Annotated in this window: 15 protein-coding genes and 1 pseudogene; 4 read left to right on the top strand and 12 right to left on the bottom strand. The window is 66.5% G+C overall.

Annotation, left to right across the window (positions count from 1 at the left end; translation table 11 throughout):
- Positions 1 to 69: 69 nt before the first annotated feature.
- The 9 genes and pseudogenes from ELS24_RS14780 to ELS24_RS14740 form a co-directional block, all read right to left on the bottom strand.
- Positions 70 to 1,019 (bottom strand): annotated as a pseudogene (locus ELS24_RS14780) (TauD/TfdA family dioxygenase); the annotation flags it as partial.
- A gap of 63 nt (positions 1,020 to 1,082) precedes the next feature.
- Positions 1,083 to 1,796, bottom strand: a complete 714-nt coding sequence (locus ELS24_RS14775) for a 4'-phosphopantetheinyl transferase family protein (protein ID WP_205736976.1) — start codon at positions 1,794 to 1,796, stop codon at positions 1,083 to 1,085.
- Positions 1,774 to 2,517, bottom strand: a complete 744-nt coding sequence (locus ELS24_RS14770) for a thioesterase II family protein (protein ID WP_127184565.1) — start codon at positions 2,515 to 2,517, stop codon at positions 1,774 to 1,776. The genes ELS24_RS14775 and ELS24_RS14770 overlap by 23 nt, the downstream gene beginning before the upstream one ends.
- Positions 2,514 to 2,741 carry an MbtH family protein gene (locus ELS24_RS14765; RefSeq protein WP_050444828.1) on the bottom strand — a complete coding sequence of 76 codons (228 nt, stop codon included), beginning with the start codon at positions 2,739 to 2,741 and terminating at the stop codon, positions 2,514 to 2,516. Before ELS24_RS14765 ends, ELS24_RS14770 begins: the two co-directional genes overlap by 4 nt.
- Positions 2,742 to 2,900: 159 nt before the next feature.
- Positions 2,901 to 3,422 (bottom strand): sigma-70 family RNA polymerase sigma factor, encoded by a 522-nt coding sequence (locus tag ELS24_RS14760; RefSeq protein WP_127184564.1) that lies wholly within the window; start codon positions 3,420 to 3,422, stop codon positions 2,901 to 2,903.
- A 15-nt stretch (positions 3,423 to 3,437) separates the two neighbouring features.
- Positions 3,438 to 5,792 (bottom strand): TonB-dependent siderophore receptor, encoded by a 2,355-nt coding sequence (locus tag ELS24_RS14755; RefSeq protein WP_240669524.1) that lies wholly within the window; start codon positions 5,790 to 5,792, stop codon positions 3,438 to 3,440.
- Between the two features lie 180 nt (positions 5,793 to 5,972).
- A complete protein-coding gene (locus tag ELS24_RS14750; RefSeq protein ID WP_127184563.1) occupies positions 5,973 to 6,971 on the bottom strand; it encodes a FecR domain-containing protein in 999 nt (332 codons plus the stop codon).
- The gene (locus ELS24_RS14745; protein WP_050444831.1) at positions 6,968 to 7,483 is read right to left on the bottom strand and encodes a sigma-70 family RNA polymerase sigma factor; all 516 of its coding nucleotides are present in this window, start codon (positions 7,481 to 7,483) and stop codon (positions 6,968 to 6,970) included. Before ELS24_RS14745 ends, ELS24_RS14750 begins: the two co-directional genes overlap by 4 nt.
- Positions 7,484 to 7,607: 124 nt before the next feature.
- Positions 7,608 to 9,695 (bottom strand): transcriptional regulator, encoded by a 2,088-nt coding sequence (locus tag ELS24_RS14740; protein ID WP_127184562.1) that lies wholly within the window; start codon positions 9,693 to 9,695, stop codon positions 7,608 to 7,610.
- 128 nt (positions 9,696 to 9,823) lie between these two features.
- On the opposite strand from ELS24_RS14740, the gene ELS24_RS14735 reads away from it, so the two are divergent.
- Positions 9,824 to 10,675, top strand: a complete 852-nt coding sequence (locus tag ELS24_RS14735; protein WP_127184561.1) for a class I SAM-dependent methyltransferase — start codon at positions 9,824 to 9,826, stop codon at positions 10,673 to 10,675.
- Between the two features lie 188 nt (positions 10,676 to 10,863).
- On the opposite strand, the gene ELS24_RS14730 is transcribed toward ELS24_RS14735, so the two are convergent.
- Positions 10,864 to 11,772 (bottom strand): LysR family transcriptional regulator, encoded by a 909-nt coding sequence (locus ELS24_RS14730; protein WP_050444833.1) that lies wholly within the window; start codon positions 11,770 to 11,772, stop codon positions 10,864 to 10,866.
- 123 nt (positions 11,773 to 11,895) lie between these two features.
- Here ELS24_RS14730 and ELS24_RS14725 point away from each other — a divergent pair, with 123 nt between their 5' ends.
- From ELS24_RS14725 to ELS24_RS14715, 3 genes are read left to right on the top strand one after another with little or no spacing between them, the layout of a single operon-like run.
- Entirely contained in the window at positions 11,896 to 13,296 is a 1,401-nt protein-coding gene (locus ELS24_RS14725; protein WP_127184560.1) for a D-serine ammonia-lyase, read from the top strand.
- Complete coding sequence (locus ELS24_RS14720; protein ID WP_127184559.1) at positions 13,293 to 14,279, top strand: Bug family tripartite tricarboxylate transporter substrate binding protein; 987 nt, start codon at positions 13,293 to 13,295, stop codon at positions 14,277 to 14,279. Before ELS24_RS14725 ends, ELS24_RS14720 begins: the two co-directional genes overlap by 4 nt.
- Positions 14,280 to 14,290: 11 nt before the next feature.
- Positions 14,291 to 15,814: an amidase gene (locus tag ELS24_RS14715; RefSeq protein WP_127184558.1), complete on the top strand. Its 1,524-nt coding sequence runs from the start codon at positions 14,291 to 14,293 to the stop codon at positions 15,812 to 15,814.
- Here ELS24_RS14715 and ELS24_RS14710 read toward each other — a convergent pair.
- Positions 15,803 to 18,910 (bottom strand): efflux RND transporter permease subunit, encoded by a 3,108-nt coding sequence (locus tag ELS24_RS14710; protein WP_127184557.1) that lies wholly within the window; start codon positions 18,908 to 18,910, stop codon positions 15,803 to 15,805. The genes ELS24_RS14715 and ELS24_RS14710 overlap by 12 nt on opposite strands.
- Positions 18,907 to 20,037, bottom strand: a complete 1,131-nt coding sequence (locus ELS24_RS14705; RefSeq protein WP_127184556.1) for an efflux RND transporter periplasmic adaptor subunit — start codon at positions 20,035 to 20,037, stop codon at positions 18,907 to 18,909. The genes ELS24_RS14710 and ELS24_RS14705 overlap by 4 nt, the downstream gene beginning before the upstream one ends.
- Between the last annotated feature and the right edge of the window lie 48 nt (positions 20,038 to 20,085).

The following is a 20,085-nucleotide window of genomic DNA, read 5'->3' as shown; positions in this document are numbered from 1 at the left end:
GCAGTCCAGGGGCTGGGAGCTTGCGCCGGACCCGGATGTGGCCCCGAATGCGGACCCGGATTTGGATCGGTTGCCGTGGGGTTCGGCCATCGCGACCACCACCTTGCGCGGGCCGGAAAACGGGGTGCGGGCATGCGCGACCAGCATGTTGTCCAGCATCATGACGTCGCCATCCTGCCAACCGAACGTGACGGTCTCGTCGGCCAGCACAGCGCGCACCTCGTCAAAGACCTCGTCGGGGATGGGCCGGCCATCGGCGTAGTAGACGTTGCGCGGCAGGTTCTCCACGCCCAGGATGTCTTCGAGCGACTCGCGCACCTCGGGCTGCAAACCCGATGCATGAAAGAGATGCGCCTGGTTGAACCACACGGCTTCGCCCGTCAGCGGATGATGTTCCACGCCCTGGCACAGTTGGCGCGTGCGCAAGGCGCCGTCGTCCAGCCATTCCCATTCGATGCCGCTTTGGCGGCAGAACGCCTCTACCCGCGACGGCTCGTTGGTGTTGAACACGTCTTGCCAGGGCAAATCAAAATCGCCGTAGTTGCGCACGTACAGCAAGCCTGCCGCGAAGCGCTCGCGGATGGCGGCGGGCATGCGGCGATAGATGTTGCGGCTGTCGGCGATCGGGGTCTCGCCGCCCTGTGGCGCGGCCTTGACGCAATGGAACCAGATCTTCATCGGCCAGTCGCGTGTGTAGGCCTGTTCGTTATGCAGGGGGATGTGCTGATGCGCCGGATACTCGGTGCTGGTGTATACGCCCGAGGACACGGCGCTACGCGGCGTCGACGCAAATTCATAGCTCAGCAGGTCGTGTCCGAACGCCGCGGCGAAGCTTTTGAACGCATCCACCGACGGCACGTCGAAGCCGCGCAGCAAGACCCCCCCACCGTGATCAATGCCGTGTCGATCTGGGCACGCAGGCGCGCCAACGCCATCATGACGGGTTCGCCGGCGCTGGCCGGCGTCAACAGCAGGGGCAATTCGCTGCCTGCCGGTGCTATACGCTCGAATCGTTCCATTGCTCTTTTCCCACAGTAATTGGGCGCCCATGGCGCCCGACGGCCCTGGTGCGAAAGGCGGCGTCAGAAAGGCTGGCCAACTCCACGCCCGCTGGCCGCCGGCCTGCCGCCCTGATCGTCCAGCCAGGCCAGCGCCGCCAGGTAGCCGGCGGGCGCCGGCAACGCACAGGCCAAGATGGCGCCATCGCCGTCGGCAACGGGCAGGCAGTGCCGCAAGCCGTAATCGCCGTTGGCGGCGGGCGTCACGGTCAGTTGCTGCATGTGCAGGCCGATGCCTAGCCCCAGCGCCTTGAGTACGGCTTCCTTGCTCACCCAGTGGCGATAGAAGCTGGCGGCATCCACGACGCGTTCGCGTTCAGCCGCTGTCAGGCAGACCGGCGCAATGGCCTGCACGTCCAGGCACGGCCGCGACCATTCAATGTCCACGCCCACGGCGCGCTGATTCGACAGCGCCACCATGGCCGCCTGCCCAGAATGCGACACGCTGAATTCCCAGGCGCCGCGCTGCGCGGCACCCAGCGTTGGCTTGCCATGCAGGCCGCGCGCGAAGACCAGCGCCAGCGCGTCCACGTCCAGCCGCCGCGCCAGCAGTTCGCGCAGCGTTCGACGCGTGGTGGCAAAGCGCCGGGCGTCGTCGGCCTGGCGAAAACGCCGCATGCGCAGGACCTCATCAGCCGATAGCCCGTGCGTGGAGACGGGCTCGTCGCCGTCCGCCAGCGCAATGCGCCAGACCTCGACGTCGGCGGGTACGCGTTCAGGCAGGTAGAGCGCTTGCATGTTGGCTTGCATTGCAGTCCAGGCCCGCCAGTACGTCCCGTAGGGCCGCCAGCACGGCGGGCTCTTGATGCCGGATAAAGAAGTGACCACCGTCGAACCACGTTTCGGTGCAATCGCGCGACGTCTCGGCACGCCAGCCCGTCACCTGCGCGGGCGTGATGTCGTCTTCGCGCCCGGCGAACACCGCGATGGGAAACGGCAAAGGGGGCTGCGGCGCGTAGCAATGAAATTTGCACAGGCGGTAGTCGGCCGCCAGCGTGTCCAGCGCCAGGCGCAGCAGTTCGGTATCGGCGTACACCGCTTCGGGCGTGCCGCCCTGCTTGCGCATGTCGGCGATCAGCGCGTCGTCGTGATCCAGGCCATCGAAGCGTGCCGGATCGCGCAGCGCGGGGGCCGGGCTGGCCGACGCGATCAACAGAGCCGGTAAGTGGCGACCCTGCCGACGCAGCCACGACGCCATGCGGTAAGCCAGCAGCGCGCCCATGCTGTGACCGAACAGCACAAAGTGCCCTTGCAGGTCGGCGTCATGCCGATCGCACAGCTGCGCGGCCAACGTATCCAGGTCCGTGGCATGGGCGTGTGCGTACCGTTCGCCCCGCCCGGGAAGCTCCACGGGAACCACGCGCAGCCAGGCGGGCAACGCCCGCCGCCAGCGCAGATACATCGTGGCGCTGGCGCCTGCGCACGGCAGACACAGCAGGGTGACGGTGGGCGTGGTCATTGCGGAGTCGTCGGCGCCTGTTCATCCATGAAGCGGCGCAACGATGCGGGCCGCATATCCGTCCACACACGTTCAACGAACGCCAGGCAGGTTTGCTTGTCGCCCTTGGTGCCCGTGTCGCGCCAGCCCGGCGGCGTTGCCTTGAAATCCGGCCACAACGAGTACTGATCTTCGTCATTCACCAACACGCGCAGCACGGCGTCATCACGATCAAAACAACTCATAGCGATCCATCTCCAGACGAGACTAGGTGCATCAATGCCGCCTTGAAGACGGAATTGACTCTTATTTACATTGACGAATAGGAAGGCCCGGAATTTAAGCGTTTCACGATGTCCGGGCGATGCCGGCCCGGCAAACCGCAACCGGCAACGCGATGCGCCTCAACCGGGCAGCAGATACTCGCGGCAGGAATTAAGCGCCACGTCCGCATCGCGGATCATGAAGTTCACCAGCGTGGTCGACACGCCCAGCTCGCGCGCCGCGTCGCGCTGGGTGCAGCCTTCAAAGCGATGCAGCTCGAACGCGCGGCGGGTGCGCGCCGACATCGTGGCCAGGGCCTGCGCGGCCAGCGCCAACGCCTGATGGCTGACCGCCGCATCTTCCGCCACCGATTCCGACACCGCGTACTGCCCGTCTTCCTGGCCCGCGAACAGGCGCGATTCCAGCGCGCGCCGCCGGTGATAGTCGATCGACAGATGGCGGACGGTCTGGAACAGATAGGCCACCGGCTCTCGCACGTCTTTGGGCGACGGGCCTTCGAGCAGCTTCAGATAGGTGTCTTGGACCACGTCATCGGCCAGGTCCCGCGAGCCAAGAATGCGCGTGGCGGTGTGCAGCAATTTACGTCGATGAACCTGATACAGGGCCGCCAGCTCGTCCCTGATGGATGCTGTGTTGGACATGATGTCTCTCCTGATTCAATAGCGGTACGCGACGGCCGCGAGCACCGTGCGCTCGACGCCATAACGGCAATTGACGCGGTCGTTGCGACAGACCACGGTTTCTTTATTCAGCAGGTTCATGGCGTCGACCGAGAAGCGCCAGGCGCCGGTGTCGTAGGCCAGCGATGCGTCGAACACGGCGGCGCCGCTGTTCTTCATCGTGTTGGCCACGTCCACATAGGTCGGGCCGATATAGCGCACGCCCAAGCCGGCATTCCAGCCGGACAAGGCGCCTTCGGAGAAACGATGCCCCAGCCACAACGCGGCCATGTGGCGCGGCGTGACGATGGGCGTCTTGCCGGCCGCCCCGCCGTCATTGCTGGAGACGTTGGTTACGACGTTGTAGGTGTAGGCGGCGACCAGATCCCAGCCGTTGCCCTGGCTGAGCTTGGCCTCCAGCTCCACCCCGCGCGACCGCAGACGGCCCGACTGCACGCTGAAACCCGCGTGGGCCGGGTCGGGGTCCGCGGTCAGCCCGTTGCGCTGGTTCAGGTTGAACAGGGCGACGGTGTAAAGGTTTTGCGAATTCGCAGGCTGGAACTTGACGCCTAGTTCGACCTGATCCGATCTGGCCGGCGTGAAGGACGAGCCATCGAAGGCTGCGCCCGCCTGCGGCACGAAGCCCGTCGCGTAGCTGACGTAGGGCGCCACGCCCGATGCGAAGGCGTAGGACAGGCCGCTGCGCCACGTAAGCGCCTGATCGCTGGTACGTTGGCTGCCGCCAGCCAGCCGGTCGTCGGTATCGTCAACGTAGCGGTCGTGCCGAGCCCCCAGGGTCAGTGTCCAGGCCCCGGCCTGAATCTGGTCCTGCGCGTACAGCCCCCATTGCGTGCTGACCTGCCGCACATCCAGCACCGTATGGCTGGCGTCCAGCGCGTTGATCGGCTGGTTGTAGACGGGGTCATCAATGTCCAGCGCCGGCGCCAGCGCCTGCCGGTAATTCTGTGAGCCCGCCAGCCTGCGATAGTCCACGCCCGCCAGCAAGGTGTGCGTCAGCCCTGCCCCTTCGAGCCGGCCTTCGAGCTGCGTATCCACCGCCACGCCATCGGCGCGCTCGCGCGCTTGCAGCTGCATGCGGGAAAGCGTGCGCCCGTCAGCGGCCAGCGCCAGCGGATACAGGTTGCGCAAGTTCATGTCGCCGCGCTGATAACGCGCGTTCTGCCGCAACGACCACGTATTGTTCAGCCGATGCTCGAACAGGTAGCCCACGCTGGCGAAGTCGCGTTCGTTGCGGTCATAGGCGTAATCGCCGACCAGCGTGTGCGTGGGGTAGTAGGTGCGCGATTCGCCGTCGTTGCGGTCGCGCTGGAAATGCGTGAGCAACGTCACTGACGTGTCCGCATCGCGCCAGCGCCACGCCGGCGCCACGTAGGCAAGGTCGTCGCGGTAGCGGTGGTCGTCGTCGTACTTGTCTTGCGTGCCGGCCTCACGAGCCGTCGCGGTCAAGCGATAGGCGGCGTTGCCGGCCTCGTTGACCGGGCCGCCCAGATCCAGGAACGCCTGCTTGTTGTCGAACGACCCCGCCTGGACCGCCACTTCGCGCAGGACGGTGGCGGTCGGACGCTTGGTTACGCGGTTCACGATGCCGCCCGGCGCTACCTGCCCGTACAGGGCCGAGGACGGCCCCCGCAGCACCTCGATGCTTTCCAGCGCGTACGCGGGCATGCGCGCACGAATCTGGTCATAGGGCATCTGGCTCAGGCCGTCGCGGTAATCGCCCGTCAGCTTGGCGTCGAATCCCCGCAGCACCAGCCAGTCATTGCGAACCTCGTTGCTCCCGAAGTTGTTGACCTGCACGCCGGGGGTGTATTGCAAGGCCTGCGTGACCGTGCGCGCGTAGCGGGCCTGCATCTCTTGTCCGGTCACCACCGACACGGATTGCGGCACACGGATGATGGGCGTCGCGGTCTTGGTGCCCACGTCCGCCACCCGCGCCACAAAACCGCCAACGCCAACGGTCGCGCCTTCAACCAAGGTCGGCGGCATCCAGGTGACCGACGGCGTCCAGCCCACGCTTCTGACCTGGTAGGCGCCCGGCGTGTCCTGGTGCACTTCCAGCCCGTAGCTGGCCAGCACCTGGGCAAATGCTTGCTCGACCGTGTAACGGCCGGTCAGGCCATTGCTAGTGAGATCGCGCGTCAGTGACGGATCGAAATACAGCAGCACGCCCGCCTGGCTGGCGATCTGCTGCAACACTGCCACAAGCGGTCCGGCGGGCACGTCGTAGCGCAGACTGACGTTCGCCCGCGCGGCAGTGCCATCCAGCGCAACGGCTTTCTGCCCCAGCAGCGCGGCCAGCGCCAGCAGCAGCATCGTGACAAGCGCACGCACGCCCCGCCCCCTGGGGGGCCGGGCAATGCGCGTGCCGCTGCCTGTCTGCCTGGCCATGATGTCCGATGTCGATGCGTTGAATGTCGGTCCTGTTCAATAAAGAGGACACGCCAAAAACCAGAACCGGAAAGGTTTTCATGAAATATTTTTTGCGACGGGCGATAGGCAGCCGGCCGGCGCTTACCGGGAGGCCGAGACCCGCACCCAGTAGGACGTGTGCCGGCTGATCCGCACCGGCAACATACGGCCCAACGCCGCCAGTACCCGGTCCGTGTCGGCCAGCGGGAACAGCCCCGAAATGCGAAGCCGGCCCGCGCGCTCGTCACAGGAAATCACGCCGGGCCGATAACGGCTGAGTTCGGCCAGGAACTGTGACAGCGGCATGTTGTCCGCCGCGATCTCGCCGCGCAGCCAGGCGGTATCGCTGGCGGCCACCGGCCCGGTAGCGGTCACCCGCGCCGCCGTCTGGCGCGCGGTCTGGCCGGCGTCCAGCACCAGGCCGGCGCCAGCGGCCTGATCCGGCATGATGCGCACCGCGCCCTCGAACAAGGCGACGCGCACGGAATCCGCATCCAGGCGCGCCGAAAACCGCGTGCCCAGCGCTTGCACCGATCCCAGCGGCGTCGCCACCCGGAACCGCATGGCGGCGTAAGCGGCGGCATGGCCGGTTTCGACCAGGATTTCACCCCGGCGCAAGCGGACGATCCGCTGGCCGCCTTCAAAGCGCACGTCAATGGCCGTATCGGTATTCAGTGTGATCTTGCTGCCGTCGGCCAGGGTGACGTCGCGCCGCTCGCCCACGCCGGTCGCGTAATCGGGCGACAGGCGCAGCCAGCGGTTCCGATCGGCGGCCCACAGCGCGGGCCCGATACAGCCGGCCATGAAGGCGGCGGTGATCAGCACGCGGCGCCTTCCCTTCTGGCGGCGGTCCATCGACAGGGCTTCATACGCAGGCTTGCCCGCAAGATCCCGCATTCGAGCATCAGCGCGCGCCAGGTGGGCCCACGCCCGTTCATGGTCGGGATCCGCCTGGCACCAGTCGCGCCAGGCGCGCTTGTCCTCGTCGGTCGCCATCCCGGACATGAACAGCACGTACCAGCGCGACGCCTCTTCCGCCACGCGGGGCGCCAGCGGCATGCCGCCCGCATACATGGCCATGGCCGCCGCCTGCCGGCTCACGTCGGCTGCTCCTGGGCAAAAAAGCACACCTGCACCGCGCGCACCATATAGTTACCCACGGTCCGCGTCGTGACGCCCAGGCGCGCGGCGATGTCGTCATATTTCAGGCCTTCCAGTTGTGACAGCAAGAAGGCTTCCCGCGCCTTGGCCGGCAGGGTCTCAAGCGCCCGGTCAATGGCGCACAGCGTTTCCAGCACCAGCTTGCGGTCTTCGGGGCTGGGACATTGCGCCTCGGGCAGGGTCGCCAGCGTCTCCAGGTAGGCCCTTTCGATGCTCTCGCGCCGATAGTGGTTGGCCAGCAGACGGCGCGCGATGGTGGCCAGAAAGGCGCGGGGTTCCAGCAGCGTGGGCGCTTCCCTGGCCGTCAGTACGCGCAGGAAGGTGTCGTGCGCCAGGTCGGCGGCCACGTCCTCGCCTCCCATCCGGTGGCGCAGCCATCCCGCCAGCCACGTATGGTGTTCGGCGTATAGCGTCTCCGTTCGACGGTGCACGGTCGCGTCGGTGCTGGACATGGGTGGATCTCCAAAGTTTCAACCCGACTTGGCCGCCAGGGAACGGCAATGATAACCATTATCTATTGAGTCTAGTAACGGTTTTCGTTCACTTTGATGACATCCGCCTTGCGGCGCTGGCGCCTCAGCCCAACCCAATCCGCCCAGCCGCGACCCTGAACAAGCCCTCCGCATCCACCGTCAGCCGGAACGCATTCAGAAGATCCGCCACCCGGTACGCCGGATTTGCCTGATGAATCAAGGCCACAAACCCCAGCGCCTCGTCCAACCTGTCAGCCAGCGCCAGACAATGCGCGGCAATCGCCAGAATGTGCAGGTGGGCGTTGGGCCGCATGGCTGCCTTTACTGCCCAGTCAGCGGCTTCCTCAACGCGCCCCAAGCGCACCAGCGCCAGCGCGCGCACGGCCAGCATGCCGAACAGCAAGGGGTCGAAGGGGCTCAGATGGCGTGAATGATCGGACGACCCGATCGCCGCCTGCGCGTCGCCCGACTGGCAATGCACGAAGCCCAGGGTGTAGTGCCCCAGCGCAAAATTCGGGCTCAGGTCCACCGCGCGCTGCAATTCCGCCAGCGATGGCTCCTGGCTGCCGCGCAGCCACAACGCCCGCCCCATGGCCCAATGCGCGGCGGGGTCGCGGTCGTCGGCGGTCAAGCTCTGGCTTGCGGCTTGGTACGCCAGCTCCATAGCCGGGTTCTGCTCGCCCCAGCGTTGAAAAGCGTCCTGCCAATGCGTGAACGACAGCCCGGCGTACGCGCGGGAATACGTCGGGTCCAGCCGCACCGCCATCTGAAAGAAACGTCTTGCCTGCGCGTTGTCAGCTTGGTTGAAGCGGTACATGTGCCACAGGCCGCGATGATGCGCCGACCAGGCGTCCAGCGAATTGGGTGGCGTGAGGATGGCGCGATCGCGCTCGGCGGATTCCACTTCGATTTCCACCGAGGCAACGATCCGGTTGCCTATGTCGTCCAGCGCCACGAAGGCGTCGTCCAGCGCATGGTCGAAGGTTTCCGCCCACACGATGCGGGCAGTCCGGGCTTGGACAAGCGCCACGTCAACGATGATCCGCCTGGCGTGCCGGCGCAACAAGCCGCTGACCACGAAGTCCACGTTCAACGTCCGGCCGGCCTCTTCCGGCCCCACGCTGCGTTGGTCCAGGGCGAACACCGTGCCCTGCGCAATGACGAACAGGCTGCGCAGCTTGGCCAGGCGGGTGATGATGTCGTAGGCCAAGCCATCGCCCAGCCCTCCCCGCACCCCGTTGCGCGCCGATGCATCCGCGAAAGGCATGACCGCGATCGACGCGCGCCGGGTTTGGCCTTGGCCGGCTTCTGGCGCCGCCGCGAGCGTTGTGATGTGGGGCGCTGCTGCCGGGTCAGGGGGCTCGGGCGGCGCGGGTGAATTGGGCGACTGAAGAAAATCGGCCGGCGCCAGCCGTAACTGCCGCCATGCATCCCGCAACGGACGCCAATCCAGCCCTTCGTCTTCAAACGCCCGAACTGCGGCGGCCAGGTGTTCTTCGCCTTCGCGCAGTTGCTGACGCGCGTGCAGCGATTGCAGCATCCGCACGTGCGCGTGCCGGTCGAACGGCGCAAGCCGCAGCCACTTGTCCAGGCTGTCGTAACGCTCTTCGGATCCGTCGGGCAGCGTCACGGCCAGGTGTTCCAGCACCGCCGCCTGGCAGGCTCTGAACCGCCGCCGTTGCGCCACCAGCCAGCTATCGAACATCGGGCAGGATCGGATCTGCAACCCCTCCAGGAAATCTCCGACAAACAGCGCCGCCAGCATGCGCAGCCGTTCCGTACCGACGTGGTTGATGCCCTGTCGCATCGCCTGTTCGATGTCGACGACATCCACACGGCAATCGCGCAGGTCCAGCGTGACGCTGTCTTGCGCCGCCTGAACGCGGGAGTGGCCGGGATCGTCCAGCAAGGTTCTTGCCTTGCTGAGGCACCAGCGCAGCTCGCCACGCGGATCGTTCGGAATGTCCCAGAGCAGTTCACACAAATGCGCGCGGGAAACCGGGTGCGAGGCCAGCGCCAGGTAGGCCACCAGCGCACGCAGCTTGCGGGAGGGCGGCAACGGCAACACCGCACCCGCCCGGCTGATCGTTGTCGGCCCCAGCAGTTGAATACGAATGGCGCCACCATCCTCGGGAAACCCCTCCCCGCCCGCGGCCTCGGATTCCACGCCCGCTACCACGCTTGCCTCCACGTGACCGCTCTACGGTTGAGTGCCGATCGCACCGTACACGCAAGCCCTTGTTGGGCCCCTGCCCGCGCATCGGCGCCGTGCCGGCGATGTTCGCCGACGCTTTTTCCCAACCTTGATGGAGACAGACCATGTCCGCATCCGATATTGCCGCCGTTGCCGACGCGCCAACTTCCGCCCCGCCCAGCCTTGCCGCCGTGAAGACCCGCCAGCAAGCCACCTGGTCTTCCGGTGACTATGCCGTTGTCGGCACCACGCTTCAGATCGTGGGCGAGCAACTGTGCGAATCCCTTGATGTGCGCGCCGGGCAGAAAGTCCTTGATGTGGCGGCCGGTAACGGCAACGCGTCGCTGGCCGCCGCACGGCGTTGGTGCGAGGTGGTGTCGACCGACTATGTGCCGACGCTGCTGAGCCGCGCGCGCGAACGCGCCGCCGCTGAACGGCTGAAGATCGAATTCCAGGAGGCCGATGCCGAAGCCCTGCCTTTCCCGACCGGCAGCTTTGACGCCGTGCTGTCCACCTTCGGCGTGATGTTCACGGCCGACCAGGACAAGGCGGCCGCTGAACTGGTGCGGGTGTGCCGGCCGGGCGGCAAGATCGGCTTGGCCAACTGGACGCCGGAGAGCTTCGTGGGACAGCTTTTCAAGACCATCGGCAAGCATGTGCCGCCACCGGCCGGCGTGAAATCGCCGGCGCTGTGGGGCACCCGCGCACGCATCGACGAGATGTTTGGCGCGCATGCCTCGGCGATCCAGGTGGAAGCGCGGCACTTCGTGTTCCGCTATCTCTCGCCGGCGCATTTCGTGCAGGTCTTCAGAAACTATTACGGCCCGGTCCTCAAGGCATTTTCCATGCTGGAACCGGCCGCGCAGGCCGCTCTGGAAAGCGATCTGCTGGCACAAATAGACCGGTTCAATCGCTCTGGCGACTCGACGGTGGTGGTGCCCAGCGAATACCTGGAAATCGTGATCACCCGTCGGTGACCGAAAGCAGGCAGCAAGCAGCAGATGGTGCATGGCGCGACGCCTTTTCGCTCCGGCGCATGGAAAGCGGATGGAACGATGCGAAGCCGTGATAGGCAAAGCTGGCGCGCGGGCTGGCTGCCCGCCGTCAGGCCGGTGCGGGTCCTCTGGCTGAAATCATACGCCTGGCGCTGCTTGTTCCTATAGGGTCATTCCGCATCCAACTGCGTGCGCAAGCTGGCGATAAACGCCTTGACCGCTTCCGGCAGCACGCGCCCGGCCAGGGTCTGCACTTCAAAATGGCGTTCGTTCATTTCGCGGTCGCGCAGCGGCACCGCCACCACCAGCTTGCCGCGTAGCCGATAGCGGATGGCCAGTTCGCCACAGAACGCCACGCCGCCACCTGCCCCGGCAAAGGCCACCAGCGCGTCAACGCTGCGGCTGGAGAACACCGGTTCGCACTGCAATTGCTGGCGGCTGCAACTGATGTCGATCAATTGCCGCAAGGTGGAATCGGCGTCGGGCAGCGCCAGCGGATAGGCCATCAATTGCGCCAGCGATACGTCGGCGCGGCACGCCAGCGGATGGTCGGCGGCCACTACCGCGCGCACGGGCGCGGGCATGCGCAGCTCCACTTGCATGTCGCGGTGCGAGGTCAGGCCCAGGGTGATGCCGATGTCGGCCGCGCCATCGCGCACCCGCGCCGGCACTTCGCGCTGCGAACAGACCTCCAGCGTAAAGCGGATACCCGCGTATTGCTTGCGGAATTCCGCGATGGCGGCCGGTACCACGTCGTGCACGAAGCCTTCGGTGCAGACGACGCGCACCAGGCCCTGGCGCAGGCCGCGCAGGCCCATGATTTCACCGGAGACGCGCTCCACGTCCTGCTGCGCGCGCTTGGCGTGGGCGGCCAGCAATTCGCCGGCGGCGTTCAGGGTCATGCCGCGCGATCGGCGCTCGAACAGCAAGGTGCCCAGCTCGCGTTCCAGCCTTGCAATCTGGCGGCTGACCGCCGATGGCGCCACGTCCAGCTTTTCGGCCGCCACACTGACAGAGCCGCAGCGCGCCACTTCCAGGAAGTAGCGAACGGCCATTTCTTGCAGGACTTGCACGTTCATCGGGTTTCCCCTTGGTTTGCGTTAAGCGCAACGAACAATTCTAACAACGCATATTGCCGCAACGCTAAGGCCCCGCCTAGGATGTGACCGTTCGATGACGTTTTTCATTTTGCAACCGTATTCATGCCCCCGTCCCACGCTGCTGTTTCCTCTTTGTCCTTGCAAGCCCTGCGCGCCGCGCGGCCCACGTTGTGGACCCGTTCCGGCAAGGCCGCGGCGGGCGCCCGCGCTCTGGCCGCCGCGCCGTTCAGCCTGGCCGACGTGCAAGCCGCGCACGACCGCTTTGCGCGGTTTGCTCCGTTGCTGGCGCAATTGTTTCCGGAACTGGAAGCGTCGGCCGGTGTGATTGAATCGCCGCTGCTGGAAGCCGCCGCGATGCAACAGGCGCTGGGCTTGCCGGCGACATCGGGGCGCTTGTGGTTAAAGGCCGATCACGCGCTGCCCGTGGCCGGTTCGATCAAGGCGCGTGGCGGCATTCATGAAGTGCTGGAATTCACCGAGAAACTCGCGCTGGAACGCGGCTTGATCGCGCCCGGCGACGACTACAGCAAGCTAGGCACGCCAGAGGCGCGCGCTTGCTTTGCGCAATACCAGGTGGCCGTGGGCTCGACCGGCAACCTGGGCCTGTCTATTGGCGTGATCGCCTCGGCATTGGGGTTTCGTGCCGCCGTGCACATGTCCTCGGACGCCAAGGAATGGAAGAAGGCGCGCCTGCGTGCCCGGGGTGTCGAAGTGGTCGAGCATCAGGGCGATTACGAAAAAGCCGTGGCGGCCGGCCGCCGCCAGGTCGAGGCCGATCCGCACGGTTACTTTGTTGACGACGAACGCTCGGCCTCGCTCTTTCTGGGCTATGCGGCCGCCGCCCTGGCGCTGCGTGACCAGCTTGCGCAGGCCGGCATCGTGGTGGACGCCGAGCATCCGCTGTTTGTGTACCTGCCGTGCGGAGTGGGCGGCGCGCCGGGCGGCATTGCCTTCGGGCTGTCGCTGCTTTTCGGCGCGCATGTGCACTGCTTCTTTGCCGAGCCGGTGCAGTCGCCCTGCTTTCTGCTGCGCATGATGGCCGGCAATGGGGAATTGCCCGGCGTGCCGGTGCCGCCGTCCGTCTACGACATCGGCCTGACCAACCAGACCGAGGCTGATGGCCTGGCCGTGCCGCGCGCCTCTGAACTGGCATACGAGGCCGTCGGCCGGTTGCTGGCAGGCGTCTACACGGTGGCTGACGACACGCTTCATGCCGACCTGGCGCGCTTGCATGACAGCGAAGGCTTGCGCATCGAGCCGTCGGCCGCCGCGGGCTTTTCCGGGCCGCGCCTGTTGCTGGGCAGCATCGCGGGCCAGCAATGGCTGCGCCAACGCAAGCTGCTGGCGCACATGCCGCACGCCACGCATCTGGCCTGGACCACCGGCGGGCTGTTCGTGCCGGCCGAAGAGTACGACCGATTTCTGAACCGCGGGCATGGACTCGCGGCAACCCCCCAGGCGCCGACCGACGCGCCCTCCCTCCACCACTCTTGTCGAGCATGATCATGAAGACTTCCTTGATTGCCCTTTCCGTCGCCTTGGCCGGCGCTTTCGCCGTGCCCGCCGTGGCCAGCGCGCAGAACGCCTACCCGACGCGCCCCGTCACCCTGGTGGTGCCCTTCCCGCCCGGTGGCGCCACCGACGTGCTGGGTCGCGTCATCGCACAAAAACTGGGCCAGGAACTGGGCCAGACCATCGTGGTGGAAAACCGCGCGGGCGCGGGCACCGCAATCGGCGCCGGCTTCGTGGCCAAGGCCGCGCCTGACGGCTACACCTTGCTGGTCAGCTCCGGCACCACCTTCACGGTCAACCCCGCCATTCAGAAAAAGCTGCCCTACGACCCGGTCAAGAGCTTCGAGCCGATCGGCATCGTGGGCCGTACCGGGCTGGCGCTGTTGGCCAACCCCGAGGTGCCGGTCAAGAACCTGAAGGAACTGGTGGCCTACACCAAGGAACGCAGCAATGAACCGCCTGCCTATGGCTCGTTTGGCGCTGGCACCACCGCGCACTTTGTCGGCGAAGCCTTCCTGTCGGCCGCCGACATCAAGATGATCCACGTGCCCTACAAGGGCAGTGCTCCCGCCATGACCGACCTGATCGGCGGCCAGATTCCGTTCTCCGTCGACACCGTGGCGGCCGCGCTGCCGCAAAGCAAGCAAGGCAAGGTGCGCGTGCTGGCCGTGTCGGCCCCCGCCCGGTCCAGCTTCCTGCCCGACGTGCCGACCTTTGCCGAACAGGGTTACCCGTCGGTGGCCATGGACACTTGGCTGATGATCGCCGCCCCGCGCGGCCTGCCCGCCGACGTGAAGACTAAACTTGAAACCGCCCTGCGCGCCACGGTCGGTTCGGCGGACGTGCGCAAGAGCCTGGAAGCGCAGGGGTTTGAAGCGGCCTTCTCCAGCGCCGCCGACGGCGAAGCGCTGATCCAGAAGGAACTGCCGCAGATGCGCGACGTTGCGCAGCGCGCCAACATCAAGATCGATTAAAGGAAGCTTTCATGGCACTGGACGATACGCTCGTCACCTTGTCCGCGGTGGAGTTGCGGCGCCTGATCGGGGCGCGCCAACTCTCGCCCGTGGAATTGCTGGAGGCGTGCATTGCGCGCGTCGAGGCCGTCAACCCCTACATCAACGCCGTGACCGCCACCGCGTTCGAGCGGGCCCGCGCCGAAGCGCGCGCCGCCGAACAGGCGGTGATGGCGGGCGACACGCTGGGCCTTTTGCACGGCCTGCCGCTGGGCGTGAAAGACCTGGAACCCACCGCTGGCTTGCTCACGACCTTTGGTTCACAGATCTACCGTGACCACGTGCCGACCGAAGACGTGACGCTGGTGGCGCGCCTGCGCCGCGCCGGCGCCATCGTGGCCGCCAAGACCAACGTGCCCGAGATGGGCGCGGGCGCCAATTCGCGCAACACCGTGTGGGGCGCCACCGGCAACCCGTTCAACCCCAACCTGAATGCGGGCGGGTCCTCGGGCGGTTCGGCCGCCGCGCTGGCCACCGACATGTTCCCGCTCTGCACCGGGTCTGACACCGGCGGCTCGTTGCGCATTCCGGCGTCCAAGTGTGGTGTGGTGGGCTTTCGGCCATCGCCTGGCGTGGTGCCCAGCGTGCGCAAGCTGCTGGGCTGGACGCCGATCTCGGTGGTGGGCCCGATGGGCCGCACGGTGGCCGACGCCTGCCTGCAAATGGCGGCCAGCGCCGGCCCCGACGCCGGCGACCCGCTCAGCTACCCGCTGGACCCGCTGCAATTCCTGACCCCCGGCACCGCCGACCTGGGCCGCCTGCGCGTGGCCTATACCGAAGATTTCGGGGTGTGCGATGTGGACGACGGCATCCGCGCCACCTTCCGCGCCAAGATCGCGGCCATGCGCCACCTGTTCGCCGCCTGTGATCCCATCGACCTGGACTTTGGCGACGCCCACCGCTGCTTTGACGTGCTGCGCGCCGAGGCCTTCGTGGCCGGCATGCGCGACGCCTACGAGAAAGACCCCAGCAGCCTGGGCCCCAACAGCCGCGCCAACTTCGAAATGGGCGCGGCCATGAGCCTGAAGGATTGCGCCTGGGCGCAGGCCGAGCAGACGCGGCTGATCAAGCGTTTCCAGCGCGCCTTCGACGACTACGACCTGATCCTGTCGCCCACCACGCCGGTCTCGCCGTTCCCGTGGACGCAGTTGTATGCCGAGTCCATCAACGGCCGCCGCCAGGAAAACTACTACCGCTGGCTGGCGCTTACGTATGTGATCACGCTGACCACCCACCCTGCCCTGACCCTGCCTTGCGGCAGCGACCATCTGGGCATGCCCTTCGGCATGCAGATCGTGGGGCGCTTCCGAGGCGACCGCGAGGTGCTGCAGGCGGCGCTAGGCATGGAACAGGCGTTTGCGGGCAATGCCGAACTGCAACGCCCGCGACCGAACCTGGCGGCGCTGAAGCCGGCGGACCCGTCGTTGACATCCATCGTGACGGTGCCGCCGGACGCCGCCAAGGGCGGGTCGGCGGGTAACGTATCAGCGGTGTAGGTGATGCAAGGCGCCGGCCGCCTGGGGTTCTTCCACGGCCGGCGTTTGCTTCGGGTTGATGCGGAACCAGATGGCGTACAAGGCCGGCAGGAATACCAGCGTCAATATCGTGCCGCCAATGGTGCCGCCGATCAGGGTGTAGGCCAGCGAGCCCCAGAACACCGAAAAAGTCAGGGGAATGAACGCCAGCACGGCTGCCAGCGACGTCAGGATCACCGGCCGGGCACGCTGCACCGTGGCTTCCACCACGGCGTGGAAAGGCGTCAGGCCTTCCTCTTCGTTGGTATGGATCTGGCCCATCAGGATCAGGGTGTTGCGCATGATGATGCCGGCCAGCCCAATCATGCCCAGGATGGCGTTGAACCCGAACGGCTGGTTGAACAGCAGCAGCGTCGGCACCACCCCCACCAGCGCCAACGGCGCGGTCAGCACGACCATGGTCATCGCTGACATCGACCGCACCTGGAAGATGATCACCACCAGCATCAGGATGAACATCAGCGGAAACACCGCTGCCAGCGCCGCGTTGGCCTTGCCCGCTTCTTCCAGGTCGGCGGCCGCCACGATGCGGTAGCCGGCCGGCAGCGCGGCGATGGTGGGTTGCAGCTTGGGCAGGATCTGCTTGGAGACGTCCGGCGGCTGCACGCCTTCGGCGACGTCGCCGCGCACGGTGATCGTGACCTCGCGGTCGCGACGGCGCTGGATGGGGTTTTCCATCCGCACCTCGGTATGACCGATCTGATCCAGCGGCACTCGTTGGCCCGACGATCCCACCAGCGTGAACGCGCCGATCTCGGCCGGATCCAGGCGTTGCTCCCCGGCGCTGCGCGCCACCACTTCCACCGAGCGGATGTCTTCACGCACCTGCGTCACGGTGATGCCAGTCAGCAGAAATTGCAACTGCTGCGCTGCGTCGGCGGAGCTCAGGCCGATGGCGCGCAGCCGGTCCTGGTCAAGCACGAAATGCAGCGTGGGCGCGCGTTCGCCCCAATCGGTGTTCACCTGCCGCATCGACGGGTTTTCCTGCATCACCTGACGCACTTGTTGCGCAATCTGGCGCACGGTTTCTTCCTGCGGCCCCGCGACGCGAAACGCCACCGGGAACGGGGAATATGGTCCAAACACCAGTTGCGACACCCGCACGCGCGCCTGCGGCGCAAGCTGATCGGCCACCGCCTGGCGCGCGCGCAGCTTGAGCGCGTCGCGATCTTTCTCGCTGCTCGTCAACACCACGATCTTGGCGAACGAGGGGTCCGTCAACTCCGGCGACATCGCCAGATAGAAGCGGGGCGCACCCTGCCCGATATAGCTGGTGACGAGCTTCGCTTCGGGTTGCTGGGCCAGCCATTTTTCCACCGACGTGACCGCCGTGGTGGTGCTTTCGATACTGGAACCCTCTGGCATCTGCACTTCCAGCAGCACCTCTGGCCGATCGGATATCGGAAAGAACTGCTGCTTGACCTGGCCCAGTCCCACAAAGGACAGGATGAACAAGCCGACCACGCTGAGCGCGACCTTCTTCTTGTGCGCCACCGCCCACACCACGCCCCGACGCAGGCGTTGATAAGCGGGGGTGCCGTAGATGGCTTCATGACCGCCCTGCACCGGTTTGATCGTGGGCAAGAGCTTCACGCCGAAGTAAGGCGTGAACACCACGGCCACCACCCAGGACGTCAGCAGGGCAAACGCCACGACCCAGAAGATGTTGCCGGCATATTCCCCGGCGGTGGATTTGGCGAAGCCCACCGGCATCAGGCCGATGGCGGTGACCAACGTGCCGGCCAGCATGGGAGCCGCCGTGTGGCCCCAGGCATAGGTTGCCGCCCCAATGCGATCCATGCCCTCTTCCATCTTCACCACCATGGTTTCGATCACGATGATGGCGTCGTCCACCAACAGCCCCAGCGCCAGGATCAGCGCGCCTAGCGTGATGCGATCGAAGTCGCGCCCCGTGGCAAGCATGATCACAAAGACCCCGGCAAGCGTCAGCGGCACGGCGGCCGCCACCACCACGCCTACGCGCCAACCCAGGCTGACCAGGCTCACCACAATCACCACCACCAGCGCGACGAAGAATTTGAGCATGAACTCGTCGTAGGCCTCCTCGATGTTGACGGCCTGATCCGTGACCTTGGTGAAAGTCATGCCCAGCGGCAGATCCTTCGCGATCTCGTCGGCCTCGGCGGCAAGCGACCCACCCAGTTCCAGGCCGTTGTGGCCTTCGCGCATGACCACACCCAGCATCAAGGCGGGCTCACCCTGGCTGCGGATCAGAAACGTGGCGGGGTCTTCATAGCCGCGTTTCACGTCGGCCACATCGCCCACGCGCAAGGTACGGCCGTCGACCACGATGGGCGTTGCGCGAATTTGCTCCAGATCGTCAATGGCGCCATCCAGGCGGATCTGCACCTGTTGGCCCTGTGTCTGCACCGAGCCCGCTGGCGTCACCTGATTGCGGGCGTTGAGGGCGGCGAACAGTTCGCCCGGCGACACGCCCAGCGTGGCCAGCCGCGCGTAGGAGAATTCCACGAAGATGCGCTCGGGGCGCTCACCCAGGATATTGACCTTCTTCACCCCTTGCACCTTGAGCAGGCGCTGGCGCAGTGCTTCGGCTTCGCGCACCAGCTTGCGCTGCGGTTCGCCGTGCGCCTTCAAGGCATAGAGCGCGAAGGTCACATCGCCATACTCATCGTTCACGATCGGGGGCAGCACGCCAGGGGGCAGCTTGGCGGCTTCGTCGCCCAGCTTCTTGCGCGCCTGGTAGAACTCTTCAGGCACCTGCGACGGCGGCGTGCTGTCTTGCAAGGTGACCGTCATGAAGGCAAGACCGGGCCGCGTGAACGTTTCGGTGCGGTCGTACCACTTCAGTTCCTGCATCCGCTTTTCCAGCGGTTCGGACACCAGGTCCTGCATCTCCTGCGCCGTGGCGCCGGGCCAGGCGGTGACCACCGTCAATGTCTTGACCGTGAAACTCGGGTCTTCCGCCCGCCCCAGTTGCAGGAAGGCAAAGATGCCGGCCGCCGACATCGCGATGATGAGAAACAGCGTGACGGCGCGCTCGCGCACCGCGATCGCCGAGATATTGAACCCGCTCATTGCGCCGCTCCCGCCTTGGCGGCCAGCGCGCGCTGACCTTGCGGCGCGGCCACGCGCACCGTCTCGCCCTCATGCAGCAGGTGCGCGCCCAGGGCCACGAAGCGCTCGCCCGGGGCCAGGCCCGCGCTGACAGCGGCGGTCTCTTCCCCCAGGCCCGCCAGCGTGACGGCACGCCACCGCACTAGCGAGGGGGCGCCCGACAATACCCAGACACCCGGCCCCCGGCCGTCATCGTGTAGCGCCGCCAAGGGCACCTGGAACACCGGCTTGGCCTGCGCGCCCGCAATCGACACCGAGATGGTCGCGCCCAGCGGGGCTTGGGCAGCCTTGGGGTCAAGCACGTAGCGCGCGGCAAACGTGCGCGTGCGGGGGTCGGCGTAGTCGGACAGTTCTCGCAATTGCGCCGGAATAGGCTGGCTTGAGTCGCCATACAGCGTGGCTACGCCGGTGGAACCCAAGGCCGGCCGAACGGTTTCGGGTAGATCAATCAAGGCCTCGCGCTGACCGGACTGCGCCACCCGCACCACCGGCTGCCCCGCCGTCACCACCTGGCCAGGCTCGGCCAGCGTAGCCATGACAACGCCATCGGCATCGGCGTAAAGCGTGGCGTAGTTGGTTTCGTTGCGCGCCACATCGGCCTGCGCCTGCGCCGCGTTGAGATCGGCGCGAGCCGTATCCGCGGCAGCGCGGGCCTGGTCATAGGCCGATGCCGAGACCGCGCCCGCACCCACCAGGACGCGATAGCGCTTTTCGTCGGCCGCCGTTTGCGAGGCACGTGCGCGGGCGGCGTTCACGGCCTGCAAACGCGCCCGCGCCGCCAGCGCCAGGTCGACAGGATCAAGCCGCATCAGCGGCTGGCCGCGTTTGACTTGCTGCCCCGTATCGACCAGACGTTCGGCCACCTTGCCGTTCACCCGGAAGCCCAGATCGCTCTGCACCCGCGCCACCACCACCCCGGTGTACTCCCGCGTCAAGGGCGCAGGCGCCTGGACCGTGGCCACCCTCACTAGCGGTATGGCGGTACGCGGATCATCGGCCTGGTTTGGGCCACAACCGGACAAGACGCCGGCCAATAAGACGGCCGTGATGGCCGGGATCGCCATGACGGCAGAACGACGGAAAACCATAAGACACCCCTGGGGCAATCGGATTGCCGCGCAGTTTGAGTCTAATGA

Source organism: Achromobacter spanius (assembly GCF_003994415.1).
Taxonomy (GTDB): Bacteria; Pseudomonadota; Gammaproteobacteria; order Burkholderiales; family Burkholderiaceae_B; genus Achromobacter; species Achromobacter spanius_C.
The sequence above is the reverse complement of the archived record's forward strand: the minus strand, read 5'-3'. Positions and strand labels throughout refer to the sequence as shown.